The sequence below is a fragment of the Candidatus Edwardsbacteria bacterium genome, assembly GCA_018821925.1.
Taxonomy (GTDB): Bacteria; Edwardsbacteria; AC1; order AC1; family EtOH8; genus UBA2226.
In genome coordinates, this window is the sequence record JAHJLF010000089.1 from 1 (window position 1) to 13,048 (window position 13,048).

The 13,048-nt window shown below is 54.0% G+C and carries 8 protein-coding genes and 1 tRNA gene; all 9 read left to right on the forward strand.

The window, feature by feature from the left end:
- On the forward strand, positions 1-848 hold an 848-nt coding region (locus tag KJ869_10940; GenBank protein ID MBU1577703.1), incomplete at its 5' end, for a hypothetical protein.
- Complete coding sequence (gene ileS, locus KJ869_10945; protein ID MBU1577704.1) at positions 848-4,102, forward strand: isoleucine--tRNA ligase; 3,255 nt, start codon at positions 848-850, stop codon at positions 4,100-4,102. The genes KJ869_10940 and ileS, both read left to right, overlap by 1 nt.
- A 15-nt stretch (positions 4,103-4,117) precedes the next feature.
- Complete coding sequence (locus tag KJ869_10950) at positions 4,118-4,516, forward strand: TraR/DksA family transcriptional regulator (protein MBU1577705.1); 399 nt, start codon at positions 4,118-4,120, stop codon at positions 4,514-4,516.
- 7 nt (positions 4,517-4,523) lie between these two features.
- Entirely contained in the window at positions 4,524-5,072 is a 549-nt protein-coding gene (gene lspA, locus KJ869_10955; protein ID MBU1577706.1) for a signal peptidase II, read from the forward strand.
- A gap of 160 nt (positions 5,073-5,232) precedes the next feature.
- The gene (gene lptD, locus KJ869_10960) at positions 5,233-7,530 is read left to right on the forward strand and encodes an LPS assembly protein LptD (protein ID MBU1577707.1); all 2,298 of its coding nucleotides are present in this window, start codon (positions 5,233-5,235) and stop codon (positions 7,528-7,530) included.
- Positions 7,531-7,640: 110 nt separating this feature from the next.
- Positions 7,641-7,725, forward strand: a tRNA-Leu gene (locus tag KJ869_10965).
- A 132-nt stretch (positions 7,726-7,857) separates the two neighbouring features.
- A complete protein-coding gene (tig, locus tag KJ869_10970; GenBank protein ID MBU1577708.1) occupies positions 7,858-9,171 on the forward strand; it encodes a trigger factor in 1,314 nt (437 codons plus the stop codon).
- Positions 9,172-9,226: 55 nt separating this feature from the next.
- A complete protein-coding gene (locus tag KJ869_10975; GenBank protein ID MBU1577709.1) occupies positions 9,227-10,612 on the forward strand; it encodes an aminopeptidase in 1,386 nt (461 codons plus the stop codon).
- 79 nt (positions 10,613-10,691) lie between these two features.
- Entirely contained in the window at positions 10,692-12,506 is a 1,815-nt protein-coding gene (locus KJ869_10980; protein MBU1577710.1) for a peptidylprolyl isomerase, read from the forward strand.
- Positions 12,507-13,048: the final 542 nt, after the last annotated feature.

Below are 13,048 nucleotides of genomic sequence, written 5' to 3' on the forward strand. Positions count from 1 at the left end.
ATGCACAGTCCGAAAGAAAAACGGCCGTTGCCGTAATGGATTTGCGTGGCTCAGGAATTTCAGAGATGGACGCCAAATTTTTAACCGAAAGGTTAATGATAGAACTCCAGCGCACCGATGTATTTGATGTGCTGGAACGTGACAAAATGGCAGAAATACTTAAAGAGCAGGGCTTCCAACAAACCGGGGCATGCGACCAAGCCTCTTGTTTGGTTGAAGTCGGAAGACTGTTGCCGGTGCAAAAAATGATTGGCGGTAGCGTTGGTAAATTTGGTGACACGTATTCAGTTCAGATAAAATTGATAGATTTGAAAACTGCTAAAGTTGAAAAAACAGCCACTAAAGATTTTAGCGAGAAAATGGATTATCTTTTAACCGATGGCATGGCAAATGTTGCAAACGCTCTAGCACAAATTGGTTTTATGAATAAACAGAATAAAACACAACAATTAATTGAGCAAAATAAAGATGATTTAGATACTACTATTGCTAAGGTTGTTAAAATTATTAAAATCGATGATGATGAACTATTAAAAACTATTGGTAGCAAAAGTGACCGATATGAATGGTTGAGAAAAAAGGGGAAAGATAGAATTATAATTGATAAAGGTTTTTTGCATAGTGTAAAAAAAGGCGACAAATTTAAAATAATTCGAACAGCTAAAAAAATATTAACAAAAGACCCTATCACCAAAGAAGTACTGGAAAAAGAAAATATAAATAATGAAATAGCTACTATTAGAGCAATTATTGTTAAAGAAAATATTACAGAATGCTCAATTATAAAATTAAAAAATGATATTATTGTTGGTGACAAAGCATACAAAATAAATACGGAAAACAAATAATGTACCAAAGCGTTCCCCAAAATCTGGACTTTCCCGAACTGGAAAAACGAATACAGAAATTCTGGGAAGACAATAAGACCTTCGAAAAGCTGGCGGCCAGGAACCGAGGCTCGGCCAATCGTTTCCGTTTCCTGGACGGGCCGATCACCGCCAACAATCCCATGGGGGTGCATCATGCCTGGGGCCGCACCTACAAGGACCTCTACCAGCGATACAAGGCCATGCAGGGCTATGAAGCCCGCTATCAGAACGGCTTCGACTGCCAGGGACTGTGGGTAGAGGTGGAGGTGGAGAAGGAGCTGGGCTTCAAATCCAAAAAGGATATTGAATCTTACGGCATAGACAACTTCGTCAACAAGTGCAAGGAGCGGGTGGACAAGTATTCCAAGGTACAGACCGCCCAGTCGAAACGTTTAGGCTTCTGGATGGACTGGGACAACTCCTACTTCACCATGGCCCCGGAGAACAACTATGCCATCTGGCATTTTCTGAATAAATGCTACCAGAACGGCTGGATATACAAGGGCAACGACGTAATGCCCTGGTGTTCCCGCTGCGGCATCGCCCTGTCCGATATGGAGATCGCCACCGAGGGCTACGAGGAGAAGACCCACAAGAGCGTTTACATCAAACTGCCCATCGCCGGCCGGGCAAAGGAATTTCTTTTGGTGTGGACCACCACCCCCTGGACCCTAACCTCCAACGTGGCGGTGGCGGTGCATCCCGATTTCACCTATCTCAAGGTCAAACAGGGCGAGGATATCTTCTATTTGGCCAAGGGTCGCAAGGAGATTTTAAAAGGCGAATATCAGATCCTGGAAGAACTGCCAGGACAGTCATTGGTAGGACTCAAGTATCAGGGGCCATTCAACTACCTGCCGGCCCAGAAGGCGGTCGAACACCGCACCGTGGCCTGGAAGGATGTCACCGAGGAGGACGGCACCGGAATGGTACACATTGCGCCGGGCTGCGGCAAGGAGGATTTCGCCCTGAGCAAGCTGGAGAAACTGCCGGTGGTGGCCCCGCTGGACGAGGCCGGGTATTACATCGAGGGCTTCGATTGGCTGACCGGAAAGAACGTTCACCAAGCGGCCGACGACATCATCGCCGATCTTAAAAAGAGGGATCTTCTGTATCATGCCCACAAATTCACCCATCGCTATCCGGTGTGCTGGCGCTGCCATTCGGAGCTGGTGTTCCGGCTGGTAAACGAGTGGTTCATCAGCATGGGGCCGGTATACGACAAGCCTTATGACCAGGTCACCGAAGAGGAGAAAAAGAACAGTCTGCGCTACCGGATCATGGACTCGGTCAAGACCGCCCGCTGGATCCCTGAGTTCGGCGCGGGCCGGGAGATGGACTGGCTGAAGAACATGAGCGACTGGTGCATCTCCAAAAAACGCTATTGGGGGCTGGCCCTGCCGATCTTTGAATGCCAATGCGGACATTTTGAGGTGATCGGCGGGCACCGGGAACTGCAGCAGCGGGCCGTGGCCGGCTGGGAAAAATTCCAAGGGCATTCCCCGCACCGGCCCTGGGTGGATGAGGTTAATATAAAATGCGCCAAGTGCGGACGGGAAACCTCCCGCATCCCCGATGTGGGCAATCCCTGGTTAGACGCCGGGATCGTGCCCTACGCCACCATAGTCCCGCCCGATGAATGTTATACCCCGGACAAGGAAAAATCCGGCCGATATAAGTTCGATCCCGATCGGGGATATCCGGCAAATAAAGACTACTGGAAGCAGTGGTTCCCGGCCGAGTTCATAACCGAGTGCTTCCCGGGCCAGTTCCGCAACTGGTTCTATGCCATACTGACCATGAGCACCGTCCTGGAAAATAAGGCTCCATTCCAGACTCTGCTGGGACACGCCCTGGTCAAGGACGAGAAGGGCGACGAGATGCACAAGTCCAGGGGCAACTCCATCCCCTTTGACGAGGCAGCCGACAAGATCGGGGCCGACCTGATGCGCTGGATCTTCTGCTGTCAGAATGCCACCCAGAACCTGCATTTCGGCTATCACACGGCGGCGGAGTTCAAGCGCAAGCTGCTGACCCTGCACAATGTCTATTCGTTCTACATCACCTATGCCAAGCTGGATAATTTCAACCCGTCCGGGAAAAAGCTGGACATGAAAAAACTTTCCCTGCTTGACCGGTGGATACTATCCGAACTGAACCTGCTTATACAGACCGCTCGTGAGAGCCTGGACAATTACGAGGCCATGACCCTGGCCCGGAGGATTGAATCATTCGTGGAGGATCTTTCCACCTGGTATGTGCGGAGGTCCAGGCGGCGCTTCTGGAAATCGGAGAGCGATTCCGACAAGGAGCTGGCCTATCTGACCCTCTACCAATGTTTGGAGACCCTTATCCGCCTGATGGCCCCGATGATGCCGTTCTGGACCGAGGAGATCTACCAGAACCTGGTGCGGTCGGCCGATCCCCAAGCCCCGGAGAGCGTGCATCTGACCCAGTACCCCTCGGTTGATGAAAAACTGATAGACCAGAAACTGTCCGAGGAGATGGCCCTGGTGCGCAAAGTAGTGTCCATGGGACATTCCGCGCGCAAGGATTCCAAGATGAAGGTAAGACAACCACTGGCCGGCATAGGATATAAAGGAAAGGATGCCAACTCATGGGGCTCGCTTAATAAGTACAAGGATATGATCCTGGAAGAGGTGAACATAAAAAACCTGGAGCCGATCGGCGATATAGAAAGCCTGATCGAATATCAAGCCAAGGGACTGGTTTCAAAACTGGGACCGAAGTTCGGGCCGAAAGCCAAGGCGGTGGCGGAGAAGATATCTCAGTTGGACAGTGAAAATGTCAAGATCCTGAAAGCCGCCGGACGTTTGAGTCTCCCCCTGCCCGACGGCCCGGTGGAGATCGTGATAGCGGACGTGGAGATCAGCAACATCTCCAAAGGCGGGATGGCGGTCAAACAAGAGGGAGACGATTATGTGGCCCTGGATATTCGATTAACCGCCACACTGATCGGCGAAGGCCTGGCCCGGGAGCTGGTGCACAAGATCCAGAACCTGCGGAAGGATTCCGGCCTGGAGGTGGCCGACCGGATCGGGATAACCTACTCGGGCGACGGGGAACTGGAGGCGGCCATGAAAATACATGACCGTTATATCAAAGCGGAGACGTTGGCGGTGACTCTGCAGAAGGACTGCGTTGTGGCAGGGCAAAAAATTGAGATCAACGGTAAAGAGATAACAATAGCAATCAACCAAGCACAAACCTAAAGGGGAAAAATCGGTATGAACAAAAAAGACCTGCAGCATTACGAGCAGAAACTGATCGCGGAAAGAAAACTTTGCCTGTCGGAGCTGAGCAGCATCGAGAACGGCGAACTGATGGTGAACCAGAAGGAAGCCTCCGGTGATCTGTCCTCGTACTCCTTTCACATGGCTGATCAGGGCTCCGATACCATGGAGAAAGAGAAGAGCGTTTTCCTGGTTTCCTCCAAGGGGAAGGATCTCTACGAGATCGACCAGGCCCTGTACCGGCTAAAGGACGGCAAGTTCGGACCCTGCGAAACCTGCGGCAAGGAGATCGAGAAAGACCGGCTGGATGCGGTGCCCTACGCCAAACTGTGCATAAAATGCCGGATCGCCGAGGAGAACGAGACCAAGAACAAGAACAACCAGTCCCGTTAGGCCGGTAGTGGCTAACAACAGCCTCAACAACCGGGTGATCCTGATGGCGGTGGCCATTGTGGTCTTCTTTCTGGATCAGGCCAGCAAGATGCTGGTGCAGGGTTCCATGGCGCTGGGCGAGAGCCGACAGGTGCTGGGCGATCTGCTGCGCTTCAGCTACATCCTCAATCCCAACGGATTGATGGGCCTTTCCTTCGGGCCCTGGACCCGGTATCTGTTGCTGCCGCTTTCCCTGGTGGCCCTGGCGGCCATAATATATTTCTACTATCGCTGGCAGGGAAGAAACGTCCTGGCGGCGGTGTCCCTGGGGATGATACTGGCCGGGGCGGCCGGCAACCTGCTGGACCGCTTCCGCCAGGGGGCGGTGGTGGATTTCATCGACTGCGAATTTCCCAACATCAGCCTGGCCCCGTTCAAATGGGGCTTTATAAAGTTCGGCGGCTATTACTTGGATCGCTGGTATACTTTCAATATCGCCGACAGCGCGGTGCTGATAGGCGTAACAATACTGCTTATGATCACCCTCAAAGAGGAATCACAGGCCACGCCCGAATGAAGGCATCCTGTGATAATGATTCATAGCTATGGTTGAACGTCTTTTGTAAACCCCATTCATCATTGTAACACCCAACGTATTGCGGATAATGAACCGTTTTTCACATATATGCTGGCGGCAGCCTTCAAAAAGCTGGCCGCTGTTGTTTTTTATCGGGTGCTTGATCCTGTATCTCCCGACATCCGGCCATGCCCAGGAGCCGGAGATGCTTTCCGACGAATTGCTTCAGAGCGAAAACTCCACCGCTGCGCCTGCCCCTTTTGAAACCCAGGGCGACAGCGTCCGGACAGCAACCGATGACCTTTGGGATCTGCCCGGCGATGACAGCAGCCGGACGGCCATCAGATACCAGGCCAACAGCATAGAATATGATGTAAAGAACAGCCTGATCCAGCTGTCGGGCGATGCCCAGGTGCGCTATAAGGACATCAAGGTGGTGGGCGATACCATCGAGTTCGACACCAAGCGGCAGACCCTGACGGTGCGGAAGGACCCGGTGCTTTACGACCGCAGCGATTCCATCTACGGCGACCGGATGGTGTACGATTTCAAGGCCCGGAGGGGCTGGATATACAACGGCCGGACCAAGTTCGACCGGGGTCGCTACTGGGGGAGGAAGATCCGCCAGGTGGAGGAGCGCACCCTGAATGTTGATTACGGAAAATACACCACCTGCGACGCCGATACCCCTCATTATTATTTCTGGTCCCGACGGATGAAGATCTACCTGGACGACAAGATAATAACCCAGCCGGTGGTGCTGTGCTTCAGCGATGTTCCGGTGCTGGCCATACCCTTTTGGTTCTTTCCTTTAAGAAGGGACCGGCACTCCGGCTTCATGATGCCGCGTTTCGGGTCCAGCGCTTACGAAGGGGTTTTCGCCAAGAACATCGCCTATTATCAGGTGATCAGCGACCAGGCCGACGCCATGGTGGCGGTGGACATGCTGGAGAAGGTGGGCTGGCGGGGCAATTTCGAGGCCCGCTACATCCGGCCGGGAAAAATTTCCTCCAACCTTAATTTTTCCTACCTGGAGGACAAGGCCCCGCTCCGCAAAAGGTGGACCCTGAACGGTCTCTATCAGCAAAGCCTGGGAAGAAGGACCTCTATCTCCGGCAACGGTAATTTCGTCAGCGACAAATCCTATAGCCGGGATTTCTCCGAATCCCTGGAGGAAAGGCTGGATCGGAACCTTCATTCCTATTTTTCTTTCAATCATTCCTGGAGCCGGGCATCAATGCGGGCGGCCCTGGACCATTACGACAATCTGGATCTCCAGACCACCTCTAGCCGGCTACCGGAGGTTTCCTTCAGCCTGTACCAGAAGGAACTGATACCGGGAGCGCTCAACATATCCGGCAACAGCCTGGCCCTGGTGCAGAGGAACAGCGATTCCCTGAGCGTCAGCCGGCGGGAGGGCTGGGATAACCGGGCCGAGCTGGGCTCCAATATCAAGCTTCTCCGGTGGATCAGCCTGAACCCGCGGGTGACCCTGAGGGGCACCTGGTTCGACCGGGATATCTACGGAGAACGCAATGCCTGGCGCTGGCTTTATTCCGGCGGCATTTCGGCCGCCACCACCATGTATGGCATCCTGCCCCTGAAGATCGGCCCTTTGCAGGGCTTCCGGCACGTGCTCCAGCCCAGCCTGTCCTATTCCTACGCCCCGGAGATCAACCAGTCCCGGTTCCAGACCTTCGGCTCCATCGGAGGGATGTCCCGTCAGAGCTCAATGAGCCTGTCGCTGAACAATACTTTCCAGACCAGATACCCCAAGGGCAAGGAGATGGCCAAGTTGGACCTGGCTTCGGCCTCGCTGGGGGCCAGCTACAACTATCTGAATGCCGATAAAAAATGGTCCAACATCAGCTTCAACAGCAGCCTGCTTCCCGGCAACCGATATTTCGACTGCCGCCTGAGTTCCTATTACGACCCCTACCTGCGGCGGTCCGATAACACCAGCCTGTATATGGGTCTGAGGTTCTCCGGGACCTGGCTGGGCAAAAAAGAGATTCTGCCCGATTCCGTCGGGCGGGATACCTCGATTGTTTTATCCCAGGATGAGGCCTTCATTGATACCCTGACAGCAGATTCACTTAAAGCCGACAGTCTGACCATTAGGGAAGCGCCGCCCAAGGTCAAGAACGGACTTCCCTGGTCGTTCAATCTGGGCTACGACCAGAACTGGAGCCGCTATTACGACAACGCCAATCTGCAGGGGACATTGAACTTTGACATTACCAAGAACTGGAAGGTCAGCTACGGCAAGTATTACAGTATTAAGGCCGGGGAGATGGTGTCCGAGAGCTACTCCGTCTATCGTGACCTGCACTGCTGGGAGGCCAGGTTCAGCAGCACCCGCAGCGGGGTCTATTGGTCATACGAATTCCGGATAAACCTGAAGGCCCTTCCGGATCTGAAGATCCACATACCCAGATCCGGCAGTTCGGGATATTAGGGAATATTATAAATACTGGCAAGAATTTTATAGCCCCTTGACCGCCAGCCGTTTATCTTGACGGTATAATTTTTATCTGTTATAATCATCTTTTATATCAATAATATCCAGCGAGGGTGGCGGAACTGGCAGACGCGCCAGACTTAGGATCTGGTGCCGCAAGGCGTGGGGGTTCAAATCCCCCCCTTCGCACCAACTAAAGAGCAGAGGCCTATGGCTATTGGTATAAATGTTAAAATTATTTAAGAGGTTTAACGTATTTTATATTCTTTCACATTGTGAATAAAAAAACTTAATAAATTCAATATACAAATCTAAGGAGCTGTTTTGAAAGTCGAGATCAAAGAACCCAAATCCTGGCAGAGGATATTCGAGATAGAAGTGCCCAGCCAGCAGTTGAATGAGGCCATCGAGGAACTGTATCAGGAATACGGCAGGAAAGCCAAGATACCGGGCTTCCGTCCCGGCAAGGTGCCCCGGACGGTGCTGGAGGCCAGGTTCGGCAAGGGCATCGAGGCCGAGGCCATCGAGCGCTTGGTGCCGGAGTCATACGAAAAGGCGCTGTTGGAGAACAAGCTGGTGCCGGTCAACCGGGCGGTGATCTCGGACATGGACATCACCGGAGACAAAGTACTGAAATTCAAAGCCACCTTTGAGGTCCTGCCGACCGTAACCCTCAAAAAATATAAAGGCCTTTCGGCGGCCAAGCGTTTACGCGAAGTCACCGATGAAGACGTGGCCCGGGAGATCGAATTTCTGCAGAACATCTACGCCGAATACAACACCGTGGACAGGGCTTCGGCCAAGGGCGACCGGGTGATCATCGATTTCAAGCCCATCTCGGGGGTGGAGGACCCAGAGAAATCCAAGGGTGAGAATTATACCATCGACCTGGGGGCGGCCCAGGTGCTGCCGGAGTTCAACGACAACCTGACAGGGGTCAAGGCCGGCGATGTCAAGGAGATCTCGGTCCAGTACAAGGATGACTACCAGGCCCAGGAGCTGGCCGGCAAGACGGTGGTCTTCCAGGTGACGGTCAAGGAGGTCAAGGAGAAGAAACAGCCGGAGCTGAACGACGATTTCGCCAAGAAGGTCAGCGAGTACCAGACCATAGGGGAACTCCGGGAGAAGATCAAATCAGGTATGATTGCCCGGGCCGAATCCGAGGCCATGGAGGGGGTGCGGATCCAGGCGGTCAACGCCCTGATAGACGAGAATCCGGTGGAGCTTCCGGAATCGCTGGTAAAGGAGCAGACCGAAAACATGGTGGCCGAGGCCAAGGAAAGGCACCTGCGCCAGCACAACCATCCCGATAAAAAGGACTGTCCGGAATGCGGCTGGGACCAGGAGAAGATGCTGGCCCAGTATAAGCCGGCCGCCGAATGGAAGATAAAAGAGGATCTGTTTCTGTCCCAGGTGGTCAAGGCCGAGAACATACAGGCCGAGCCTAACGAGATTGAAGAGGCCATAGAGGACTGGGCCCGGCATAACCGCACCGATCCGGCCGAGATCAGAAAGGTATTGCAGAAAAATCCGGAGAGGATGGACGACCTCAAGGATCGCTTGGCAGCCAACAAGGCCGGACAGATGCTGGCCCAGTGGGCGGAGGTCAAACTGGAGAAGGTCGCAGACAAGAAATAATCAATAACTCAATATAAATGGGGGCCGAGTAATGTCCAACGATAGCAGCAAACTGATGCTGGAGAATAAAAGCGTCTGGGAGCGGGCCGATGCCAAATTGCGGGAGAGGTATTTCGGTTTTGCCAAGGACTACGCCGGGTTCCTGGATGCCGGCCGCACCGAAAGGCTGGCGGTGGACCGCCTGAAGGAGCTGGCCGAGCAGCAGGGTTTCCTGCCGGTGGAAAAGGTCAAATCCTGGAAGGCCGGGCAGAAGGTTTATGCCATCAACCGCCATAAGAATATTTTCCTGGCGGTGCTGGGACAGGATCCGCTGGAGAACGGCGCCAATCTGGTGGCCTCCCATCTGGACGTGCCCCGGCTGGACCTTAAGCAGAAGCCGCTGTATCAGGATGACGAACTGGGGCAGGCCCTGCTGCGCACCCAATATTACGGCGGGGTCAAGAAATACCAGTGGGTGAACATACCGCTGGGGCTGTACGGCAAGGTGATACTGCGGGACGGCCGGGAGGTGGACCTGGCCATCGGCCACGATGATGACGACCCCTGTTTCGTGATCACCGACATCCTGCCCCATCTCAATAAAAAAGATCAGGCCGACCGCAAGTCCGGGGAGACCATCAAGGGCGAGGAGCTGGTGGTGCTGTGCGGCGGGATACCGGTGGATGACGCTGAGGCCAAGAGCCGGGTCAAGCTGGCGGTGCTGGAGCACCTGAATAAAAAATACGGGATGGACGAGGAGGACCTGATCAGCTCCGAGATCGAGGTGGTGCCGCTGATCAAATCCCGCTTCATTGGCTTCGACAGGAGTTTCCTGGGGGGCTACGGCCATGATGACCGAATCTGCAGTTATACCTCGGCCCGGGCCATCTTCGACGTCAAGGATCCCAAGAAGACTGTGGTGGCGGCCTGCGTGGACAAGGAGGAGATCGGCTCCGAGGGAAACACGGGGATGCAGGCTATGTTCCTGTGGAATTTTTTGGGCGACCTGATGGCCCTGAGCAAACCGGATTATTCCGAGGCGGCCCTTAGGAGATGCCTGTCCAACACCAGGGTGCTCTCGGCCGACACCAATGCCGCGGTGGAGCCCAACTTCAAGGGGGTGCACGAGATGTCCAACGCCGGGCGGGCGGGCTACGGCCTGATGATGGTCAAATACACCGGTCACGGCGGAAAGAACGGGGCCAGCGACGCCAACGCCGAGTTCGTAGGCTGGGTCAGGAAGATATTCAACGATAACAACATTCCCTGGCAGTGCGGGGCCATGGGCAAGGTGGACGAGGGCGGCGGCGGCACGGTGGCCAAATTCCTGGCCAAGCTGGGGATGGAGGTGCTGGACTGCGGCCCGGCGGTGATGTCCCTGCATTCGCCTTTCGAGGTGGTCTCGGTGGCCGACATCTATGTCAGCTATCAGGGCTACCTGGCATTTTACCAGGCGGGATGAGGATCGGCGATAGCCAAACTATCAAACAAGCGATAAGTTAATTTAAACAATCAGGAATAAAACAGGGAGATTAGCAGATATGATACTGAAGGCTATGCGCAGCCAGATGAAGGTAATTATGTGGATCGTGGCCGTGGCCATGGTGGTGGGCTTCGGGTTCATCATTACCGGAACCGGAGGGAACCTGGGCAAGAGCCAGAGCAAGCTGGCCCAGGGCGTCGTGGGCGAGGTTGACGGACAGTCCATCAGCCTGCGTCAATATCAGGAGATATACCGGCAGAACCTGCAGAACTACCGCCAGCAGTCGGACGGCGAGCCGGATGAGGCCACCGCCAAGCAGATAGAGAACCAGACCTGGCAGTCCATGGTGGAGGAGATGCTGTTGCAGCAGGCCTACCGCAAGCTGGGGATAAAAACCTTTGACGAAGAAGTGGTCAGCATCATCAGGAACAGCCCGCCCCAGGAGCTTAGGACCAACGAGAACCTGATGACCAACGGGGTTTTCGACATCCAGAAATACCACGCCTTTATCAGCCAGCCCCAGAGCATGCCCTGGCTGCTGGATTACGAGAGCCAGATCAAAAAGCAGCTGCCCCTGCAAAAACTAAGGCTGCAGCTGGTGGCCGGCATCAGGGTCACCGACCAGGAGCTCAAGGAAGCCTTCATTGACAAATTCGACCGGGTCAGGGCCAGCTATATAGCCATCCCGTTGGGGGCTTTTTATAATCCCAATCAGGAGATATCCCAGGACCGGATCGCCGGATATTACCAGGAGCACCGGTCAGAATATGATGCTCCGGAGAGGGCCAACCTGGAGTTCGTGGCCTTTGCCCAGAGCCCCACCGAAAAGGACCTCCAGGCCGTCAAGGACCGGATAGAGGAGATATATCAGGAGGCCAGGACCCCGGGGGCCGATTTCGCCGAACTGGCCATGACCTACTCCGAAGATCCGGGATCGACCGAGAAGGGCGGGGATCTGGGTTTCTTCGGCAAGGGACAGATGATCCCCGAATTCGAGAAGCTGGCTTTTGAAATGGCGCCGGGGAAGATATCCCAGCCCTTCCAGACCCAGTTCGGGTGGCATATAGTCAAGGTGGAAGAGAAGAAGACCGAGCAGGGCCAGCCCATGGTCCGGGCCCGGCACATCCTGCTTCGTATCAAGGCCAGCGAGGAGACCTTGGCCGATTTGCGGATCAAATCCGATATCTTCAACGATGCCATCAAGGAGATGGGATTTGAAAAGGCGGCCGCCGAGCAGGGATTGGAGATCGTAAAGACCGGCTTTTTCGGCAGGGGTTTTTATGTGCCCCGGCTGGGCTCCATGCCGGAACTGGTTAATTTTGCCTTCGACGAGGGCAAGGGCAGCGTCAGCCCGGTGCTGGACAATGGCCAGAGCTATGTGGTGGCCAGGATACTGGACCGCCAGAAGAAGGGCATCAAGCCGCTGGCCGAGGTGGAGCAGTTGATAAAGTCCAAGATATTGATGGAGATGGCCAAAGCCGAAGCCAAGGCCATGGCCCAGAGCCTGCGTTCCCAGATCGCAAAACCCGGCGACTTGGAGAAGGCGGCCAAGGCCGCCAATGCCAAGCTGGAGACCACCGGCGAATTCAGCCGGGCTGACTTCGTGCCCAACGTGGGGAACCAGAACGAGTTCTTCGCCGCCGCATTCGGCATGGCCCCGGGGACGGTGTCGGGTCCGGTGGCCACCGACCAGGCGGTCTACATCATCCGGGTGGACAGCCACAATCCCATCAACCAGGAGCTGTTCAGCCAGGAGGCCGGAAAGCTGGAGCAGGAGCTGATGCAGAGAAAACAGAACGAGGCCATTCAAAACTGGTACCAGAGCCTGCAGGAAAGCGCCAAGATCAGGGATTACCGGGTGGCTGGAATGTAGCTTTGGTTATTAGTTGATAGTTATCAGTTAATAGCAGAGAGCCGGAGTCTTAAGACTCCGGCTCTCTGCTATTTTGCTTATAAAAAAGCTTGACGGCGGTTGTTATTTTGTAATATTCTTATACAGTTAATGATGGGTTCTTGTCTCCCCTAATAAGGGGAGGTTTGGAGGGGTGTCTTGGCGTGCCTTGCTTCGCGTGTCGTTACTTTCTCTTGTGACCAAGAGAAAGTAACAAAGAGAAGTCCTGGGGGCGATTGAGCTAACGGTTATTAATGGTAGAACGTTAACAGGTTTTAAGCCCGACCGATTTTTTATATTATTTTCATTGCCCAATGCCGCCAACCGCCCCCATACCCGATCTATTATTTCGTATCGAACGAAATAATAGACAATGGTTTGTTGTCCAGGGTTTTGTCTATTGCGTAGGGGCGGGTTTTAAACCTTCTGCCTTTCCTTGGTAAGTTTGGATATTATTTCAATAGAATTATAAAACAAATGAGCAAAATGCGTACAGTATTAAGAATATTATTTATTGGAATAAT